Source organism: Belliella kenyensis, from assembly GCF_022549675.1.
Lineage (GTDB): Bacteria > Bacteroidota > Bacteroidia > Cytophagales > Cyclobacteriaceae > Belliella > Belliella kenyensis.
Genome location: NZ_JAKZGR010000006.1, coordinates 239,198 through 259,328, shown reverse-complemented (window position 1 = coordinate 259,328; position 20,131 = coordinate 239,198). Strand labels below are relative to the sequence as shown.

16 protein-coding genes are annotated in these 20,131 nt (G+C 36.6%); 12 read left to right on the top strand and 4 right to left on the bottom strand.

The window, feature by feature from the left end; all coding sequences use genetic code 11:
* Positions 1 to 20 precede the first annotated feature (20 nt).
* Entirely contained in the window at positions 21 to 3,122 is a 3,102-nt protein-coding gene (locus tag MM214_RS08570; RefSeq protein ID WP_241294356.1) for a PKD domain-containing protein, read from the bottom strand.
* Positions 3,123 to 3,394: 272 nt separating this feature from the next.
* Here MM214_RS08570 and MM214_RS08565 point away from each other — a divergent pair, with 272 nt between their 5' ends.
* Positions 3,395 to 3,745: a MerR family transcriptional regulator gene (locus MM214_RS08565; RefSeq protein ID WP_241294354.1), complete on the top strand. Its 351-nt coding sequence runs from the start codon at positions 3,395 to 3,397 to the stop codon at positions 3,743 to 3,745.
* Positions 3,729 to 4,844: a DNA-processing protein DprA gene (gene dprA / locus MM214_RS08560; protein WP_241294352.1), complete on the top strand. Its 1,116-nt coding sequence runs from the start codon at positions 3,729 to 3,731 to the stop codon at positions 4,842 to 4,844. The genes MM214_RS08565 and dprA overlap by 17 nt, the downstream gene beginning before the upstream one ends.
* Positions 4,845 to 5,185: 341 nt before the next feature.
* Here dprA and ffh read toward each other — a convergent pair whose 3' ends face one another.
* Positions 5,186 to 6,523, bottom strand: a complete 1,338-nt coding sequence (ffh, locus tag MM214_RS08555; protein ID WP_241294350.1) for a signal recognition particle protein — start codon at positions 6,521 to 6,523, stop codon at positions 5,186 to 5,188.
* A gap of 188 nt (positions 6,524 to 6,711) precedes the next feature.
* Between ffh and MM214_RS08550 the strand changes: the two genes are divergently transcribed.
* The 8 genes from MM214_RS08550 to MM214_RS08515 all read left to right on the top strand — a co-directional run bounded on the left by MM214_RS08550 (position 6,712) and on the right by MM214_RS08515 (position 15,774).
* Complete coding sequence (locus MM214_RS08550) at positions 6,712 to 9,135, top strand: YfhO family protein (RefSeq protein WP_241294348.1); 2,424 nt, start codon at positions 6,712 to 6,714, stop codon at positions 9,133 to 9,135.
* Positions 9,132 to 9,839, top strand: coding sequence for a class I SAM-dependent methyltransferase (locus tag MM214_RS08545; RefSeq protein ID WP_241294347.1), 708 nt, complete (start codon positions 9,132 to 9,134; stop codon positions 9,837 to 9,839). Before MM214_RS08550 ends, MM214_RS08545 begins: the two co-directional genes overlap by 4 nt.
* A gap of 17 nt (positions 9,840 to 9,856) precedes the next feature.
* Positions 9,857 to 10,885 (top strand): glycosyltransferase family 4 protein, encoded by a 1,029-nt coding sequence (locus MM214_RS08540; protein WP_241294346.1) that lies wholly within the window; start codon positions 9,857 to 9,859, stop codon positions 10,883 to 10,885.
* A 44-nt stretch (positions 10,886 to 10,929) separates the two neighbouring features.
* Entirely contained in the window at positions 10,930 to 12,408 is a 1,479-nt protein-coding gene (locus MM214_RS08535) for an oligosaccharide flippase family protein (protein WP_241294345.1), read from the top strand.
* A gap of 482 nt (positions 12,409 to 12,890) precedes the next feature.
* A complete protein-coding gene (locus MM214_RS08530) occupies positions 12,891 to 13,814 on the top strand; it encodes a universal stress protein (protein ID WP_241294344.1) in 924 nt (307 codons plus the stop codon).
* A gap of 551 nt (positions 13,815 to 14,365) precedes the next feature.
* Positions 14,366 to 14,914 (top strand): RNA polymerase sigma factor, encoded by a 549-nt coding sequence (locus MM214_RS08525; protein ID WP_241294342.1) that lies wholly within the window; start codon positions 14,366 to 14,368, stop codon positions 14,912 to 14,914.
* A gap of 32 nt (positions 14,915 to 14,946) precedes the next feature.
* Positions 14,947 to 15,315: a hypothetical protein gene (locus MM214_RS08520; protein WP_241294341.1), complete on the top strand. Its 369-nt coding sequence runs from the start codon at positions 14,947 to 14,949 to the stop codon at positions 15,313 to 15,315.
* Positions 15,316 to 15,327: 12 nt separating this feature from the next.
* A complete protein-coding gene (locus MM214_RS08515; RefSeq protein ID WP_241294339.1) occupies positions 15,328 to 15,774 on the top strand; it encodes a hypothetical protein in 447 nt (148 codons plus the stop codon).
* A gap of 249 nt (positions 15,775 to 16,023) precedes the next feature.
* On the opposite strand, the gene mscL is transcribed toward MM214_RS08515, so the two are convergent.
* On the bottom strand, positions 16,024 to 16,443 hold the full coding sequence (gene mscL / locus MM214_RS08510) for a large-conductance mechanosensitive channel protein MscL (protein WP_241294337.1): 420 nt from the start codon (positions 16,441 to 16,443) through the stop codon (positions 16,024 to 16,026).
* Positions 16,444 to 16,677: 234 nt separating this feature from the next.
* On the opposite strand from mscL, the gene MM214_RS08505 reads away from it, so the two are divergent.
* On the top strand, positions 16,678 to 17,073 hold the full coding sequence (locus MM214_RS08505) for a methylglyoxal synthase (protein WP_241294335.1): 396 nt from the start codon (positions 16,678 to 16,680) through the stop codon (positions 17,071 to 17,073).
* Positions 17,055 to 18,041 (top strand): 6-phosphofructokinase, encoded by a 987-nt coding sequence (gene pfkA / locus MM214_RS08500; protein WP_241294333.1) that lies wholly within the window; start codon positions 17,055 to 17,057, stop codon positions 18,039 to 18,041. The genes MM214_RS08505 and pfkA overlap by 19 nt, the downstream gene beginning before the upstream one ends.
* Positions 18,042 to 18,575: 534 nt before the next feature.
* Here pfkA and MM214_RS08495 read toward each other — a convergent pair.
* Positions 18,576 to 20,090 (bottom strand): alpha-amylase family glycosyl hydrolase, encoded by a 1,515-nt coding sequence (locus MM214_RS08495; protein ID WP_376856713.1) that lies wholly within the window; start codon positions 20,088 to 20,090, stop codon positions 18,576 to 18,578.
* Positions 20,091 to 20,131: the final 41 nt, after the last annotated feature.

The window sequence follows — 20,131 nt, the reverse complement described above, 5'->3', positions numbered from 1 at the left end:
TTCACAAGGATTTATAAAAACTATCTTACCAAAATGAAGCTTCCAGCAGTTTGTCCTGTTTTGGCCTCCCCATTCAGGATATAATTATAAGTCAATACAAATGTATATGATCCAATAGGTGCCGCATTGCCATTGATCTGACCATCCCACCCAGTATTATTTTTGTAGATCAACTCTCCCCATCTGCTATAGATCAAAAGATCATATGATATCTCACAATTAGAAACCCCTTCTAGTATTCCATCTCTTGGATCAAAGCCAGTTGGCATTCTTACTATAGGATCCGATTCTATCATTTGTCCTGTACCATATCCAATACAATCTCTACTATCGTATACAGTGACTTCATACTCCCCTCTAGAGATATCAAAAATTTGCTCGCCTTGGGAATTATCCCAGCTCCAAAAGTATCTAAATGGCCCCACTCCACCCAAAGGAAACGCACTAAGAATTCCATTGGATTCTCCTGGACATGCAAATTTTTCTACTCTCACATCTACAGCCAAAGGTTCTGGAGAGTCGATTGTGAAAGTTACTGGCAAGACACACCCCTCAGCATCCACTACTTCAAGCTCATACAACCTCCCTTCTAAGTCCCTAAGGACAAAAACATTATCTTCCTGCATCTGATGTGGGTGGTTTATGATATAAGGTAAACTCCCTCCCATTACAGTGAGGATGGCTTCACCATCACTTCTTCCATAACAACTTGTTTCAGTGAGGGAAATATCCATAACCTCCAATATATCAGGCTGTGTAACTTCAACATTTCTAATGATTCTTTCACACCCACTTTGATCCGTAACTTTTACCTCATAGATACCAGCAGCCAATCCTGTAGCCAACGTAGAATTAAAACTGCTATCATGATTCCACTCCAATTGATAAGGTCCTATACCTCCTTGAATCTGAATGGTAATTTCTCCAGAACTCTCTCCATAGCAAGTAACATGAACAATATCTTCTACACCTACTAAAAATAATTGACCTACATTCACTTCAAGGGCCTCTGAGATCCCCTCACAATCATCATTGATTAAGCTATATTCTCTATACCAAACAGATCCTTGAGAATTTTCTTCTATCCAATTGATCTGTACTTCAGGTCCAAGATTTGATCCGATAATTTCTCCATTTGTGGCAAACCATTCATACCCTCTACCATTAAGGGGATTTGATGCAGTGTAGGTGTGAGCAGTAATCCCATCAAAACAAATATCGTCTTCACCGAGAACTGTTCCTGAATCTATTTGATTATTTATCCTTACATCATATTCAATTTGATTTCCAGGACAGCCTTCTAAGTTATATGCTCTAGCAAAAAGTTTAGCAGCTGTATTTGCAGCACCCCACCTGACAATCGCTTTGTTGTCAATAGTTTCAATTATTTCTCCACCTTCTACTTCCCACTCCACTTTGGATATTTCTTTCTCTATCAGAAACTCATACTCAATTTCCTCAATATCAGGACATACGCTGATAGGTCCTGATATCTCACCCTCAAAACCCTCTACCCTTACTTCAAACCTTATTTCTTCCTGACCATCACAACTCTCAGGACTCAAAGAAGCAATTATCAATACTTCGTATACTCCCTCATTCAAAAAGGTGTGAGCTACTTCTTGACCTTCCACTTGATCTGAACCATCACCAAAATCCCAGACAAAATATTCAAACAATTCATTTTCTGGAACAATCTTCCACAATCCCTCATAGTCTAAACATGCCACTTGCTCCCCCTCGACCTCAAAGCCATAATCTGCACTCACTGCAAAATTTAAATTGTCCAAACTCGCCCCTACTGCATAGCCGTAAGACTCCATCTCTCCAAAGCCATATACATATCCAATAAAGCCATCTTCGTTCACCAAGTTATGAACCCCTTGATTGATATTTACTTGAGCATAGGAATAGTTTGGATTGTTTGGAAAAGCGGTAAATTGACCACCGATACCTTGTCCATCCAAGAAAGTCTTGCCTACAGAGCCAGACCCAACAATGATATTTACATAATGGGATGCAATAACAGGTAGATTTATGGCGTTAAAAGTAACTTGACGTAAGAGTTGCTGATTTGGGCTATAAGTTAGCATGAAGGGGTCTCCCATACCCGAATTGAACCCGGGGAGATTACAATCCATACTTTTAGCAAAACTTGTCACAGAAATCGGTTTGTTTGCCGTAATGGCTGCAGTCTCTGTATGTGAGAAATTCCTTGCAATAAATTGACCAGTTCCTATTGTTCCCGCTACGTTTCCATTGATTGTCACCACTGTGTTTGGCTCTGACGCGATGATTTTCAGCAATTCTCCTGATGTCCTTCCTGTAAATGGTACATGAAGAAACTCAGACCCCCATGTATTGATAGGGTAAGATTGCTGAAATAGGTGATCCCCTGCAAGTCCACAATTACCTATACAAGTATATTTATTCCCTTCAAAAACAGCAATATTTTTACAGTCATTTACATTTGCCCCTATTACTTTTACTCGTGTTCCTGTTAGGTCTTGATTTGCTTTCAACTGGTAAGATTGTCCCGAATTCAAGGTAATCTCGAAAGGTACTCCTTGGATTTGTCCTGAGGTAGTATTGGCTGTTGGGATGATTTCTACTCTCGTATTGTTTTCCACTGCCACAACAAGCATGGTAGACTCATAGCTGTCAATTACAGTCCCCAATAGGTTCGGATAATTGACATTTGTGATTCTCGTGTCACTTACTTCAAAATAGGATGTGATTATATAATCTTTGCCTAATGCATTTGCAGGTAATACTACTGTACCATCTGCACTTCTTATTCTCTCATTGAAAGCATAAACAGAAATTTTACCTGAAGATTGAATAAAAACTCCTTTTTGCTCAACTACGCCAGAGGTCCTATGCAAAATATCCACATTCGTTATACGATGAATAAATTGTTCACCAGAGCGGATATTAAAATTGACAGACCTTCCTGAATAGGAAATGACGCCCACTGCATCTTCTGAGGCAGTTATGACTATCATTCCAATATCTAAAGCATTTCCAGATCCATGATTTTCCATAAATCCGACCCAAAACTCTTTACCTACAGTACTTATCTGAGCATTACAAAAGTGGGTAAACGCTAGACAATGGAACATTAAAATAAGAATTATATACCTGTAGAATGCCATTGATTTAGCGTGATTATTTTATTTTAATTGAAAATATAAGGTTTTATGAGACATTTATCTAATCTTCTAATACAAAAAAATGAAATTGGCCTTAATCGGTAAAATTTTTCTTCAAAAAGAAAAAAATGTTAATTTTGATCATAAGAAAATATAAATTCAATAAAAGTCATTGTAGAAGCGTTGATTTTTAGAAGCTTTTATAGGATAAGAATTATTTAAAATTTAAAAATATCTATACGGTGCCCTATAAAGAAAGAGATATAGAGAAAAAGTATTTTTCAATAGGTGAGGTTGCTGCTATTTTTAAGGTAGCTCCTTCATTGATCAGGTATTGGGAAGGGGAGTTTGAAATGATCAACCCCAAAAAGGATAAAAAAGGCAACCGTAGATTTACAAAAGAGGATATTGAAAAAATCAGGTACATCTATCAATTGGTAAAAGTAAAAGGGTTTACTTTACAAGGTGCACAAGAAGCGATCAAAAAAGATCAATCGAAAGTTTTTGATAAAGTGCAGATGATAGACAAGCTACATCAAATAAAGAAATTTTTAGTAAATATCAGGGATACCATGCATGTCAAACCCGAGTGAAAATCTAAAGTATGAACTGGCATTAAGTCTGGTCCCAAAAATAGGCCCTGCTGTATTTAGAAGCATTCTTGCGCACGCAGGAAGTGCTAAAGGTTTTCTTGATATTACAAAAGGAAAAGCTTCAAAGATCAGTAGGATAAGTTCGTCTATCATTGAGATAAGAAAGCAGTTTGAGGACAACCTTCCTAAAGCTGATCAAATCATTAGTCAATGTATCAAAAAGGATATAGGAATCATTTCTTTCTCAAGTGATGATTATCCTCTGAGGTTAAAAAATATTGATGATTTTCCGCTTATAATGTTCAAAAAAGGCAAATGCGACCTCAATCCCACTCGAAGTGTAGGAATAGTGGGGACTAGAACTTGCACAGAATATGGAAAATCAGTCACCAGAAAGATCATTGAAGATCTAGCACCCTATAAACCTACCATTATCAGTGGTCTAGCATATGGTATAGATATCGAAGCTCATAGAGCAGCACTTCAGCTTGATTTGCCTACTATAGCTTTCATGGGGTCTTCAGTAGACAAAATCTATCCATCTGCTCATGCCAGTATTGCTAAAGAAATGTGTCATTCTGGCGGGCTAGCAAGTGAGTATTTGCCGGGATCTACGATGCACCCCAGTAACTTCCCTCAAAGAAACCGGCTTATTGCTGGACTATCTGATGCGATTGTGGTAGTAGAAGCTGCCATCAAAGGAGGTGCATTGATCACAGCTGAAATAGCTTATGGGTACAACAAAGAAGTGTTTGCAGTACCTGGCAACCTCCAATCTCCACATAGTGAAGGATGCAATAAATTGATCAGCAAAATGAAAGCAAGCATCTACACGGGGGTATCTGATATAGAGGAGGCACTCTCTTGGTCAAAAGAAGACCCACAGACAAGCAAATTCACTAAAGAAAAGGCCTGGTCACAACTGCCCAAAGAAGATCAACTTATACTGAATATATTAAAAGAAAAAGGAGAACTCGATATAGACCAACTGTCTCTTCAGACTGAACTAAACATCTCAGAATTAGCCTCCAAACTATTAAGTTTAGAATTTGAAGGATTGATCAGAGCAAAACCGGGCAAAAGGTATGGATTGGGATAAGAAAGTTGATGAAGCCTGTGTTTTACTTCAGCTTAAAATAAATTGTATTTTTTGATATGTACATTCACAAATATCCAAGTAAACAAAATTTCTTAGGGAGTTTTCAAGATTCAGATATTAATTGATATTAGATATTAAAGGATATTAATGCAGTAGTTTACTTTTGTTTGAATAAATACTTACTCTGGAGTAAATGTAGAAAATCACTTTTTCGGATTTTACTTTTTAGAAAACATTTGTGATAAAAGTAAAATAATCTCTAGTTTGAAAAATTCATCAAAAAAGGCTGTTACTTTTTCGTAACAGCCTTTTTTTCTTATAAAAGAAAATTGCTAAATAGCTTACCTTCTGCCCATCTTAGGCATGATGTTACCCAATGCCTTTTGTGCCCCTCCCATTTTATTCATTTGCTTCATTAGCTTTCGCATATCTCCAAATTGCTTCAAAAGATTGTTGACTTCAGTGATAGATCTACCACTTCCATTGGCCAATCTTTTTCTGCGGCTTCCATCAATAACATCGGGATTTTCACGCTCATATGGTGTCATACTTCTGATAATCGCTTCTATTGGTTTGAATGAATCATCATCAATATCCAATCCCTTCATGGCTTTGCCCATACCAGGAATCATCCCCATAAGATCTTTGATATTTCCCATCTTCTTGATCTGCTCAAGTTGAGAGAGAAAATCATCGAAATTGAACTGATTTTTACGGATTTTAGCGTTGATTCTTTTGGCTTCATCTTCATCAAATGTCTGCTGTGCTCGCTCCACCAATGAGATCACATCACCCATTCCGAGAATTCTCTGTGCCATCCTATCTGGGTGAAAAACATCCAAATTCTCCATTTTTTCTCCTGTGGAGATAAATTTAATTGGCTTGTTGACAACGTGACGAATAGAGATTGCAGCACCACCTCTTGTATCACCATCTAACTTAGTCAATACAACTCCATCAAAATTCAATCTTTCATCGAAAGTCTTTGCGGTGTTCACAGCGTCTTGTCCAGTCATGGAATCTACCACAAACAGGGTCTCTGAAGGATTTAGAGCCTTTTTCAAAGCCTCTATTTCTTTCATCATCTGCTCATCTACTGCAAGTCGACCAGCTGTATCGACGATTACAGTCTTTTTACCAGTCTTCTTAGCATAAGCTATCGCATTGTCAGCAATTTGAAGTGCATTTTTATTCTCTGGCTCTGCATACACCTCTACCCCTATCTGCTCTCCCAATACCTTCAATTGGTCTATCGCAGCGGGGCGATATATATCACATGCCACAAGCAATACTTGACGACCTTGTTTCTTAAGATAGCTAGCAAACTTGCCCGAAAAAGTCGTCTTACCTGATCCTTGCAAACCAGAAATCAAAACTACTGCTGGATCTCCTTTGATGTTGACATCTACTTTGGTCCCTCCCATCAATTTGGTCAACTCATCCTGCGTGATTTTGACCAACAATTGACCCGGTGATACTGATATCAGTACATCCTTACCAAGAGCTTCTTCCTTGATGGTGTCTGTGACTTCTTTTGCAACTTTATAGTTGACGTCAGCATCGATCAAAGCTCTTCTGATTTCCTTGACCGTAGTAGCTACGTTGATCTCCGTAATTTTCCCAGTACCCTTTAGGGTCTTAAAAGCTTTATCTAATTTTAAACTAAGATTATCAAACATGCTGTCTATTCTATTTTGTGCAAAAATAGGAATTTATTTGTGAAAAGGGTAGACAGTTCCAAGCTTTTGAATGTCAGAATAAAAAGAGCAGTCCAACTGATTGCTTTTCAGTATATCTACATTTTTAGCCCGAACAATGCTTTTATTTGTTTATTTTGCAGAGATTATCAGAAATGTAACAGAAAGAAATGTCAAACAACCTGAAAAAAAATATTCTGCCTCACCTGATCAGCATAGCTGTATTTTATCTCATCACCCTTTTTTATTTTTCTCCAGCAGTATTTGAAGGGAAAATTATCTTTCAGAACGACATCCTCCAATGGGAAGGTGGTGCAAAAGAAATCTTAGATCATCGTGCACAAACAGGGGAGGAAGCATTGTGGTCAAATAGCATGTTTGGTGGGATGCCTGCATATTTGGTGAGTTTTGAAATAGCTGGTGACATCACCAACTATATCCTCAAAGTTTTGACATTGGGACTTCCCCACCCTATCAATTCCATATTTTTCGGAATGGTGGCTATGTATATCCTTCTTTTGAGTTTCAAAGTTCGGCCTGAATTTTCGATCATTGGTGCCATTGCATTTGCTTTCAATTCTTTCCATATCATCAGCATAGATGCGGGACACAATGCCAAAATCTGGGCGATTTGTTTAATCCCACTTATTCTTGCAGGGATACACTTGGCATTTCACAACAAAAAACTATTAGGTCTTGGAATTTTCACCCTTGGACTTTTGCTACAGTTGAAATTCAATCATATTCAAATCACCTATTATACGGTGATCATCGTTGTAGTTTATTTGATAGCAGTGCTTTATCAATACATTAAAGCCAAAGCTTTACCAGATTTTGCAAAAGTTGCAGCTATTTTGGTCTTAGGAACTGTTATCGCAGTGGGTGGCAACATCAGTAGATTTTTAAGCGTCTATGAATACGGCCAATATTCGACAAGAGGACCTTCTAATTTGAATAACTCCACCGATGGAGCCAAGGGATTGGACAAAGAGTATGCTTTCAATTGGTCGCAAGGAAAGGGAGAAACTTTTACCCTCCTGATTCCATATTTCTATGGTGGTGGAAGCAGAGAAGCACTGGGTAAGGATTCAAATACTGAAAAAGCTCTAAGAGCAAATGGTGTTGACAATGCTCAAATCAGAGGATTTGTAGAAGGTGCGCCTACTTATTGGGGAGATCAGCCTGGTACAGGAGGACCTATCTATGGAGGAGCTATTATGATTTTTCTTTTTGTTCTAGGGCTGATTTATGCACCAAAACATTACAAGTATGCATTCTTGAGTCTAACTGTGATCTCATTAATTCTAGCATGGGGAAAAAACTTGGAATGGTTGAACTATGCAATATTTGATTACCTTCCTGGTTACAATAAATTCAGGGCTGTATCTATGGCATTGTGCATAGCCCTATTTTCTATTCCTTTGCTCGGAACGTTAGGATTAGAACAGCTTTTTACCAATCCATCAAATAATAAAACTATCAAAAATCTCCTCATTGCACTTGGTTGTACTGCTGGAGTGGCTTTACTCTTTGCCTTGGTTGCTGGTATTTTTGGATTTCGTTCACCTGCTGACACAAATCTTCCGGATTGGCTTATTGGATCCATTCAAGATGACCGTAAAGCTATGCTTAGGGGAAGTGCTTTCAAAAGTTTTATTTTCATCACCTTATCAGGTGCTTTGATTTGGGCAGCATTGAAAGAGAAACTTTCCATTCCTGTAGTGGGACTAGGAATATCTTTATTATTGACTTTGGACCTTTGGCTGATCAATAAGCGATATTTGAATGCCGATGCATTCGAATACAACCCATCGGCTCAATTCTTTTCACCAAGCCCAGCTGATAAGGTGATCCTCAAAGATCAAGGTTATTTCAGAGTTTTAAACTTAGGAAACCCGTTCAATGATGCCAGAACATCTTATTTCTTCAATAGCATTGGTGGATACCATGGTGCAAAAATGCGCAGGTATCAGGAACTGATTGAAAACGTTATCCATCCAGAAATGAGCCAATTTATTCAGAAAGCTCAAGAAGGCAACTTTGATTTTGAAAGTATTCCAGCACTAAACATGCTCAATACAAAATACATCATGGCTGGCCAATCTGAAAATGCTGTTTTTGAAAACCCAATGGCAAATGGCTATGCATGGATGCCACTCTCCATTAGGAATGTCTCCTCAAACAATGAGGAAATAAGCCTCATCAAAGAACTCAATACACTTGCTGAAGCAACAATCAATTCAGAAGAATTTGGAAGTATTACAGCGGGCGCTGGAGAAGTAAAACTAACACACCAAAGTCCAAACATTCTACGCTATGAAGTCGATGCCGATAAAGGCGGCTTGGTTGTATTTTCTGAAATTTACTACCCTGCTGGCTGGAAAGCGTATGTGAATGATCAGGAAACTGATATCGTCCGCACCAATTATCTATTGAGAGGAATTGAAGTTCCAACTGGAAACAGTAAGGTAGAAATGCGTTTTGAACCGGATAGTTATTACAAGACCAAGCCTATCAATGTTGCTGCTCAATATATTTGGCTTTTGATTTTCATAGGAGGCATTGCATTCGAATTCAAAAAGAAAAAATCATGAGCACCAGTAAAGAAAAAGTAGAAGGCTTCTATGATCAATTTGCAGAGAAGCAAGAAAAAACTGGTGTGAATTCACGACATCTGAGTATCATTCATAAACTGATAAAAGCTGGACTTCAATCACATCACAAAGTGCTCGAAGTTGGTTGCGGAATAGGTACAGTTAGTCAATTGATTGCCTCAAGGCTTAAGTCTGGCCATGTACTTTCTGTAGATATCAGCAAAATCAGCATAGAAAAAGCAAAAAAACTGTGGTCGACTCAAAAGAACCTCAGTTTTGAAGTATCAGACATGTCTGATTTTGAAAAGAATGGCAAGTCTTTCGACTTCTTTGTTTTTCCTGATGTTTTGGAACATATTCCTGTAGATCAGCATGAAAATTTATTTGCCAATATTGCGAAACATGCACATGAAAACTCAGTCATTTTCGTTCACATCCCCTCACCTAGGTTCCTAGAATGGATGATTAAAAATGAGCCTGAAAAACTTCAAGTTATAGATCAGCCACTAGATACTTCCAAGCTAATCGGTGTACTCCAACAATTCGGATTCTACTTGGAAGAAATGAAAACATACAGTGTTTTTTACGAAGAAAAAGATTACCAATATTTCATATTCAGAAAAAACAAAGCGATAGAAAAAACAACATTGAGGAAAAAAATGGATGTTTTTCTCGAAAGATTAGCCATCAAGTTGAGTGTTTGACAGAAAGAAAAACCCTAATGCTTTTATACATCTATCCAGTTGAAACTGCTTTCACCCAAAGAGATGTAGCAATGCTACATGAATCTTATAAGGTGAAATGTTTGAAATTCACTCAATCACCAGTTTTGCTTCCATTTTTTTTCCTTTTACAATTCTTTCAATTGTTGCTATTCTTACCATTTACCAACAAGTACTTGTGCTTTTTTGGGGGCTACCACAGCATATTACCTGTCTGGTTTGGCCAAAAGTTTGGAATCAAAACATATATCCAATCAGGTGGTACAGATGCTACCAATATGCCTGTTATACAATATGGAAACTTTAGAAAAAAATGGCTAAGAAAAGCCACGGTCTATAGTTTTCAAAACTGTACTAAGATACTCCCTGTAGCTGATTCTTTGGTTGGATATGATTATAAATATGATGAAAACATTCCCACGAAGCAAGGGCTTAAGAACCTTATTCCATCTCTTCAAACGCCAATTGAAGTGATTTATAATGGATTTGATCATGAATTCTGGAAGGACTTAGGCCAAGAAAGAACTTCAAATTCATTTATCACCATCGCCAAAGGAATATCCCATCCTACAAGGGCACTGATCAAAGGAATTGACCTGATTGAATTCCTAGCTGGGAGTTTTCCTGACTGCACATTCACCATCGTAGGTGATCAAAACTATCCTAGCAAATCAAAAAATATACACCTTATAGGAGAGCTAAATGCCGATTCTCTCAAATCAGAACTTAACAAACACCGATTTTACCTTCAGCTTTCCATGTCTGAAGGATTTCCAAATGCCTTGGCAGAGGCCATGCTTTGTGGTTGTATACCCATAGGATCGGCAGTGGGTGATATTCCCACAATCATTGGGAAAACAGGTCTCATACTACCCAAAAAAGATGTAAACTTGTTAAAATTTAAACTTAAGGATTTCTTGTCCATTGCCAATCAAAACCTGCTGAGATCATGTGCAAGAAACCGAATTGTTGACAATTTCACTTTTGAAAAAAGAAAACGAGCTTTACTAAAAGTATTGAGTGAATAATAAACAGCATCGACAATTTACATTTTGTCAATCCTAGCATACTGATGAAACAAATCGCCAAGCAAAGTATCCTTACCACACTTTCATCATACCTTGGGGTACTGATTGGCTATTTTAACGTACTCTGGCTACTTCCCTATGCGTTACAACCTGAGCAAATTGGGATTTTTCGCACCATACAAGACATGGGGCTACTATTCGTCCCCTTTGCGCAACTCGGTGTAGGCAATGGAATTACAAGGTTCTATCCAAAAGTAAAAGAAAATCAATTCTCTTTTTTCACTTTGAGTTTAGTGATCGCCATTATTGGCTTTGTGGTAGTGATGGCGATTTTCTTTCTATTCAAAGATTTGATCATAGATACATTTGCAAAAAACTCTCCTGAGGTCATTGATTTTCTGGCTGTTGTGATTTTGATCACCTTATTTGCAGTATTGAACAGTATCTTGGATTCTTTCTGTAGATCTTTTCTTAAGGTAGCTGTGCCTGCATTTTTCAGAGAAGTCGTACTTAGGTTATTAAGTGCTGTTTTGATACTTATCTATTTGATAAAATGGATTGATTTCAACCAAATGATGTGGGGCTTGGCAGGGATTTATTTTTTGGCATTGTTAGGTATGATTGTTTATATGATTCAGGAAAAAATTTTTCAGCTACGATTTAGATTCAAAGCATTCCCAAGTGGCTTATTGTCAGATTTCATGAAGTTCAGCTTGATTACCCTGCTTGCAACAACAGGCAGCATGTTGATCATGAAAATAGACAGCCTCATGGTTACTGCAATGATTGGGTTGGATGCCAATGCGATCTACACCATAGCTTTTTCGATTGCCGTGGTAATAGAAATGCCCCGGAGAGCCATTTCGCAAGTTGTGATGCCTATTGTATCAGAGCATTTTGAAAAAGGTGAAATTTCCAAAATAGACAAACTCTACAAAGAAGTCGCAGTTCATCAGCTACTACTTTGTTCATTTATTTTTTTCGCTATATGGATGAATATAGACAGCCTCTATCATTATGTCCCCAACAATGCAGTATATGAAATGGGAAAATGGGTAGTCCTTTGGATTGGCTTGGGAAAACTCACAGATGTCCTTTTTTCAATCAATAGCGAGATTATTGTCTTTTCGAAGCATTATGTATTCAACATCACCGCTACACTGATCATGAGTATTGCCGTTATTGTTTTGAACATGCTTTTGATACCTATTTTTGGAATCAATGGTGCCGCGATGGCTTCTTTTATGGCAATGATTATTTTTAATCTAGTCAAGTTTCTTTACATTCGACAGAGACTTCAGCTAAACCCTTTTTCAATCGATATTTTAAAAATTCTTGGATTAAGTGGGCTGTTATGGATCATGCATTATTTCAGTGCTGGATTGATGCCAAATGGCTTTTGGAGCATTGTTGTAAATATCCTTTTGCTTACAGCAATGTATGTAGGTGGGATTTTCTTACTTGATATTGCAAAACCAAATAGAGATCGGTTGATGAAAAAAATAAAAGAAGTCAGGTCTTAGAGTGTTACAAACCTCTTTATAGACAAGATTTGAGCTGCCTTAGAATCGCAAACTTCCACTGTTATCCTGCCTCCGAAGAGACGAGGTTCCGTCCCGATAGCTATCGGGAGGAATGAGGCCTGTTTTTGAAAGAGGCTTCACTCGGTATTTTTGTTAATTGTGAAGTTTGAACATGTCGGCGACCCGACTTCCTTGTGCAAATATACGCAAATATGTAAGGGGAGTTTAATTTCAGAGCATATCCTTTTCAGAAAACTAAAGGAATTTCCTCATTCCTCAGGAAAATAGTGCATAATTGTAATTTTCACCTTCTAATCAGCTAAAGTGAATTTAAATTTAGTAAATGCAAAAGATTTCGGATACTCTGGTTTAGGTCATGAAATCGAGCAAAGTGAATCCATTAAAAACGAAATAATATTTTTCAAACCTGGAGATTTCATCAATTAATTCGATAATTTTGCATGATCATATTTTCGTTTGTCATGTATCAAATCAAAAAACTCATAGTTTGCCTAGATCAAAGTGCTTTGGACGATACGCTAGTTCGTTTTGCCTCATTTGTTGCACAAGTAAATCAGACAAAAAAAATCTACTTTACCAACGTGATTAGGAACATGAATATTCCTAAAGAAGTATTGGAGGAATTCCCCAATTTGATTCAGAATATGGTGGATGAGCGCAAAGGAAAAATGAAAGATTTGGTAGCCAAACATTTTGGCAAACAAGACGGAATTGAGTTTTCATTTGTAGTCAAAGAAGGACAGCTTTCTAAGAAAATATTGAAACTAGCGCATGAAAAGTCGGCTGACATGATCATGGTAGGTAGAAAAGTACAATTGCCTGGCACAGGCGTGCTTTCTCAGAGGCTCGCTAGAAGAGCAAGCTGTAGCCTTTTGATTATCCCCGAACATGCAGTTCCTAAGATTGATAAACTTCTCGTTCCAAGTGATTTTTCGGATTATTCTAAAGATGCCATGGAAGAAGCTATCATGATTGCAGAAAAATATGGCGGCAAAGCTAAGATTTACTGTCAAAATGTATTTTCTATCCCGTCAGGGTACCATTTTACAGGAAAATCTTATGAAGAATTTGCATCTATCATGGAAATGCATGCAGAAATCAACTATAAAAAATTCATCAGAAAAATAGATGTCAAAGGAATCAATATCAAACCCTTGTACACAAAAGATGAAGACGATGATCCTGTGGAAGATATACTAAGTAAGGCATCTGAAATAAACGCCGACGGTATCATCATTGGCGCCAAAGGAAGAACAGCGGCCACTGCTCTTTTTATCGGTAGTTTGGCTGAGAGATTGATCCAAATGAATGATAGCATCCCACTTTTAGTCACAAGGCCTAAGGGAAAAAATGCTGGGATTTTGGATTATATTTTGGAGATTTGATAGTAGTCCCGATAGCTATCAGGATTAGATTTTGGGTTTTAGAATTATGGATAGAAATCGGAATTAGATTATAGATTTGATTGTCCATTTTTGACCTGCTAGGTTTATGATCAGATTGCAAATGTGCGAATTAATCACACTTTCCCAATACTTAGAAAAAAACCTAGCAGTTCTTATGAGTTTAAGTAAATGCATTTTTTTCTGATTATGCGCTTTTTTGCCAGTAACTTCAATTCATTGGCTCAACAGGTTGTTAATGGTCAATATCCATAAGTATCCAATATCAATTTATATCGGAAGTTAGATAAATCGGAATTTTGTAATGTTATTGGCAAAGTTCCGTATATCCATATTTTTTTTAATTGAGTGGAAATAGATTAATTTCATTTCAATTAATATCCATCTCACCAGGAATACAAAAACTATGTGCCTATGCGGCAAAAATTGACATCGTTATCATAACTACTTATTTCAAGCCCTATTTGAGTGAGTAATTACATTTTTTCACAAGCATTTTTAAACTTATTGGTAACTTGGCTGTCTAACTACCAATGATGTCACTTAGCGATCTCACCATCCTTAACATGATCAAAGACCCCAATCAACGTGAAAAGGGGTATCGAACATTGGTGGAAACCTACCAAAGACGAGTTTACAGCATCATTCGGAAGATGGTCATCATACATGAGGATGCAGATGATATCTTGCAAAACACCTTTATAAAAGCGTTTCGGAACATCAATTCTTTTCAAAGCAATTCCTCTCTTTATACTTGGTTATACAGGATTGCTGTTAACGAGAGTTTGAATTTTCTTGAAAAGAAAAAAAAGAAATATTTCTTTCCTGTAGAAAATCATGAAGAAACGATGAAGAGCTATATCGACCAATCACCCTTGATCGATGGAGATGAAATTCAGAGGATCTTGCAAAAGTCGTTGCTAAAGTTACCCGAGAAGCAAAGGTTGGTCTTCAATTTAAAATATTACGAAGACTTGAGTTATGAAGAAATCAGTAAAATCACAGATACATCTATAGGTGCACTCAAAGCAAGCTACCATCATGCAGTAAAAAAAATTGAAAGTGATTTGAAAACAGAATAAACCATTGAACAAATACTTTGTCTAAAGCAAATATGATAAATAACATTCCCAAAGAAAACATCTATAAGGTCCCTGAGTCTTACTTTGATAAACTCTCTGAAGATATACTAGCAAAAAACAAGGAGAGAAATACAAAGATGATATGGATGAGAAGCATGGCTGCTTCAGTGGCAATCCTAGTAAGTGTGGGTTTGTACGTATTCAATAACGGGGTAGCCAATCCAGAGACTTTTCAGGATAAGGTAAATAGTGATATCAATCTATACATCAATTCTGGCTATTGGTCAGCGGAGGACGCCCTATCCCTAACTGATAACCCAAATGACATATTGGATCAAATCATTGCTGAAGAGTGGAGCTCCTACTCCAATGCCGATTTGGAAGATGAATTTTGGTATTAAAACAAAACTAACATGAAAACAACAAGAAACCTATTGATCCTCATAATGCTATTCATTTCAAGCCTAGCAATAGCTCAAAGAGATCAAAACCAAGGATTTGATAAGGAAAAATTTGAGACTGCACGTGTTGCTTTCATTACCAATAGGCTAAACTTGACAACAGATCAGGCGGAGAAATTCTGGCCTGTATTCAATAAATTCAATGATGATAGAGAAATTATCATGACAAAATTGTCAGACATCAGCAAAGAATCCGAAGGAAATATTTCGGAAAGTGAAGCCAAAAACCTAATCAATAAAAGACTTGAATTGCAAGGAGAACTTTTAAAATTAGATCAAAAATTCATGTCAGAAATCACGAAAGTCATCACAAATAAACAGGCTTTGGCCTTGGGTGGAATTAGTCGAGACTTCGCTCGTCATATTTATAGAATGAATCAAAGGAGAAGGGACAATTAAAATAAAATTACAAAAGTACTTTCAGTTTACATTTTGTAAAAAAAGTAGATGTATTTACTACAATTAAGCCTTCCTTTGAAAACGGTAACTACTTACATTCAATTACCAAGTATCCAAAGAAAGGCTTTACCATTAATTAATTAATTAATTAATTAATGAATAGATACAGAATAGATATTCTGAAAAGAAAAAAGATATGGGCTGTTAGTTTGAAACAAAACCAATCAGATTACTTTCATTCAATCCACTTTATCCTTGTTTTTTCAACAAATCGCGAATTTCTTCAAGTAAGATTTCCGATTTTGGAGGAGTAACTGGAATTACTGGCACAGGTTCTTTTTTCTTTTTGGTCAAACTAATACCCTTAATTACCAAAAAAATCACAAATGCAATGATTAAGAAGTCAACCACATTTTGGATGAAGTTACCATAACTTAATACAACCTCTGACATTTCACGGCCTTCTTCTGTAACATACGCATCTCTCAGTACTACAGACAAATCTTTAAAATCAACACCGCCAATAAGAATGCCGATAGGAGGCATAATAATGTCATTCACAAAAGAAGAAACAATTCTTCCAAAAGCACCACCGATGATTACTGCGATAGCTAGATCAAGGACATTTCCCTTCATTGCAAATTCCTTGAATTCTTTTAACATTCCCATAGAATAAATTGAATTGGTTAATAAGTTTTAAATAATCTTTCAAAGATAATTTTTTTAAACATTTTTATTCGGAATGTTTGAAATATTTTAAAACATAAACAGCCCAATACTTGTATTACAAAGTCAAAAAAAAGAATTTTAACATAGCGGCAAAAAGTAAAAATGTATTCTTGCTAAATTTGAATTCCTTTTTACAAAATTTCATAACTTTGAAGCAAACCTATTAAATCACTTATGAAAATTGCATTAATTGCACATGATGGAAAAAAAGCCGACATGGTTCATTTTCTATCTGGATTCAAAGAAGAATTACATCAAACCGAAGTCAAGTTATTTGCCACAGGCACTACAGGATCGCATATCGAGCGAGCTGGCTTTGAAGTGACCAAGCTGCTTTCTGGTCCTCTAGGAGGTGATGCACAAATTGCTTCTATGGCAGCACAGAAAGAGTTAGATTTGGTGATATTTTTTAGAGACCCATTGGACAAACATCCTCACGAACCTGACGTACAGATGCTCATGAGAATCTGTGATGTGCACAACATCCCTTTGGCCACTAATCCAGCCGCTGCTGAAATGATTTTTAAATATTTGACAAATTCAAAAGAGACATGGAACCAAAAGCGATAAAAAAAATTGGAGTATTAACTTCTGGTGGAGACGCACCAGGAATGAATGCAGCTATTAGAGCTGTCGTGAGAGCTGGATTTTATTACAATCTTGAAATGTACGGTATCTATAGAGGGTACGAAGGCATGATCAATGATGAAATCAAAAAACTAGAAACGAAGAATATAGCACATGTTCTAGAAAGAGGTGGAACATTCTTAAAATCAGCTAGAAGTGCTGAATTTAGAACTGCTGAGGGAAGGCAGAAAGCTTATGATAATTTAAAAAAACATGGAATAGATGCCCTTGTAGTCATTGGGGGGGATGGTTCACTTACAGGTGCACATTTATTTTTCCAAGAATTTGGCATTCCTGCAATCGGACTACCTGGTACCATAGATAATGATCTTTCTGGTACAGACAGCACTATTGGATTTGATACAGCATGCAATACAGCCATCCAAGCAATCGATAAAATCAGAGACACTGCAACTTCTCATGACCGATTATTCTTTGTGGAGGTGATGGGCAGAGATGCTGGATTTATCGCCATCAATGCTGGTATCGGTAGTGCTGCGGCAGCTACTTTGATTCCTGAGAAAAAAATGCCCATCGAGAGATTAGTTGAAAGATTGAAAGCTAGAAAAAAGGCAATGAAACAATCCAACATTGTCATTGTAGCCGAAGGAGGCAAAAGTGGTGGTGCAGCAGAAATCGCAGAAAAAATCAAAAAACAACTTCCTTCCTATGATATCAAGGTCACTATCTTAGGTCATTTGCAAAGGGGAGGTTCTCCTTCTTCCTTTGACAGAGTACTAGCTAGTAAACTGGGAGTAGCTGCTGTTGAGGGTTTGATGCAAGGCAAATATGACGTCATGGCTGGTGTGATAAACAATAAGATTGTCTATACCCCTATTACGAAGGCAATTGTAGATGACAAAGAAGTGGATGAAGATGATTTCCGAATTGCCAAAATCCTTTCAACTTAATCTATCACGTCGAATAATAATCATCAAAATGTATATCCAATAAATATGTATCTCTCTAAAAAGGTATCAAGCAAATACTTAGATGCTTTTTGACCTTGATATGAAACTGGATGGATGAAAATTGTGATTGAACATAATTTGCAAATGTTGAAACCATTTCAAAATATCTTAAGAAATGTAACGAATTATCTTGCTCATTAAAAAAGAAAACCACTCGTTAGAAGTGGTTTTCTTTTTTTTAATACGATTGATTTATGGCGTATCTTTTTTATTGAATGGATAGAACAATCGCCAGATTTTTATATTAAAATGAACATCAGCTTTTAGACCTAAATTAATAATTCACACTATTTGAAGAATACTATTAGATCAATACCTACAAACCAATAATAGCCGATAGTGTATTAAATATCCAAATTCTCTGAATATTGAGAAAATTATCTGATTTGATAACTAGGAATATGCTGATGTACATAGAAACTAAAAAGGCAACGCAATTTTTTGTTTCTACACCTGTTTTGAACAAATCCAAAATTAATTTTTGGAAATAATCAGGGTAGAATAACCAGGCATCCTAATTTGTCCATTTTCGACATTACTAGATCCATAATTATAAATCAACTTATCAAATCCTTCGGGACTTTGCATTTTTAATTCTTGGTCACTTATGTTATGCAAAACCAAAAATCTCTCACCTTCATAATCACGGTAATATATCATCAACTCGTCAGGTGCATCTCCTTCATAAAGCTCCAAATTTCCTAAAGCTAAAACTTGTTGCGTATTTCTTAATTTGATAATTTCTTTATAATGATTGAAATAACTAGTACTCATTGATTTTTGAATGGCTAATGGAGTGACCATTTCATCAGTAGAATATTCAGGCTCTATCCATGTCGCTCTACCTTTGTCATTTGCTTTGATATCCCAAAGAAAAGGTTCTCGAATATGTTCATCTGGCTTTTTACCAAGCATACCTATCTCTTCACCATAGTACAAATAAGGAGCTCCAGGCATGGTCATCAGTATATTGATGGCTTGCTTATACTTCTTAGGATTTTGATCCAAAGAATTCAACAATCTCGGTTGATCGTGGTTAGAGGAGAATGTAGCGTCTATAAAATCATCGGTGATGTTTGCATAAAAATCTAAAACTTCCTTTTGTTTTTCTACAAGTAGTTTTCCATTCACTTTCTCATAAGCTTCCAGTAAGGTATAATGAAAATCAAAATTAAAAAGAGCTGGTAGGCCTGGCAAATAAGGGGCTACAACTTCTTTCATGTCGTAAACCTCGCCCACCAAGTAGACATCAGGTTTTATTTTGGTCATTTCAGCACGAAATTCTTTCCAAAAATCATGATTATCTTCTGGTCTATCATCTGGAAAAATATGCTTAGCAGCATCCAATCTAAAACCGTCAACACCTACTTCTTCAAGCCAAAACTTACCGATATCATAGATTTCCTTCCTCACTTTTGGGTTATCAAAATTCAAATCAGGCATTCCTCCATAGAAAAATCCATAATAAAAATCCTCCCCATGGCCAGGGTCATGCCATTGTCTGATATTATCACTATCCAAAGTGATTGTTTTCTTATTCAAAAATTCAGCTATGGTATCTTTTTGCGCCCAGACATAATAGTCCCTGTAGGGGTTATCCCTACCCTTTTGGGATTCTTGAAACCATGGATGCTCAGTGCTGGTATGATTGATAATCATATCAATCACAATCTTCAAATCTTTTTTATGAGCTTCTTTAATCATCTTTTTGAAATCATCCAATGTCCCATAATCTGTATGGATCTCTTTGTAATCTGTTACATCATATTTATGGTAACTTGGTGATGGCATGATAGGCATAAACCATATTGCGTTGGCACCCAATTCTTTGATATGATCAAGTTTCTTGGTAACCCCATTGATATCCCCGATTCCATCACCGTCAGAATCATAAAATGATTGAATAAAAATCTCATAAGTAATGCCAGAATGAGGCCAATGATTTTCCAAAGAGTTACTCTTTTCGGGTGTACACGAAAATGTAGTCATCAACAATATGAAAATTGAAATTCTGATAATATTATTCATTT

Excerpts from the sequence above, each read along its gene's own strand:
- mscL (WP_241294337.1), bottom strand. The coding sequence starts at position 16,443 with ATGGGAATGTTAAAAGAATTCAAGGAATTTGCAATGAAGGGAAATGTC.
- pfkA (WP_241294333.1), top strand. The coding sequence starts at position 17,055 with ATGGAACCAAAAGCGATAAAAAAAATTGGAGTATTAACTTCTGGTGGA.
- MM214_RS08540 (WP_241294346.1), top strand. The coding sequence starts at position 9,857 with ATGCTTTTATACATCTATCCAGTTGAAACTGCTTTCACCCAAAGAGAT.
- MM214_RS08535 (WP_241294345.1), top strand. The coding sequence starts at position 10,930 with ATGAAACAAATCGCCAAGCAAAGTATCCTTACCACACTTTCATCATAC.
- MM214_RS08525 (WP_241294342.1), top strand. The coding sequence starts at position 14,366 with ATGATGTCACTTAGCGATCTCACCATCCTTAACATGATCAAAGACCCC.
- MM214_RS08570 (WP_241294356.1), bottom strand. The coding sequence starts at position 3,122 with ATGTTCCATTGTCTAGCGTTTACCCACTTTTGTAATGCTCAGATAAGT.
- MM214_RS08495 (WP_376856713.1), bottom strand. The coding sequence starts at position 20,090 with ATGACTACATTTTCGTGTACACCCGAAAAGAGTAACTCTTTGGAAAAT.
- MM214_RS08550 (WP_241294348.1), top strand. The coding sequence starts at position 6,712 with ATGTCAAACAACCTGAAAAAAAATATTCTGCCTCACCTGATCAGCATA.
- dprA (WP_241294352.1), top strand. The coding sequence starts at position 3,729 with ATGTCAAACCCGAGTGAAAATCTAAAGTATGAACTGGCATTAAGTCTG.
- MM214_RS08505 (WP_241294335.1), top strand. The coding sequence starts at position 16,678 with ATGAAAATTGCATTAATTGCACATGATGGAAAAAAAGCCGACATGGTT.
- MM214_RS08520 (WP_241294341.1), top strand. The coding sequence starts at position 14,947 with ATGATAAATAACATTCCCAAAGAAAACATCTATAAGGTCCCTGAGTCT.
- MM214_RS08545 (WP_241294347.1), top strand. The coding sequence starts at position 9,132 with ATGAGCACCAGTAAAGAAAAAGTAGAAGGCTTCTATGATCAATTTGCA.
- ffh (WP_241294350.1), bottom strand. The coding sequence starts at position 6,523 with ATGTTTGATAATCTTAGTTTAAAATTAGATAAAGCTTTTAAGACCCTA.
- MM214_RS08515 (WP_241294339.1), top strand. The coding sequence starts at position 15,328 with ATGAAAACAACAAGAAACCTATTGATCCTCATAATGCTATTCATTTCA.
- MM214_RS08530 (WP_241294344.1), top strand. The coding sequence starts at position 12,891 with ATGTATCAAATCAAAAAACTCATAGTTTGCCTAGATCAAAGTGCTTTG.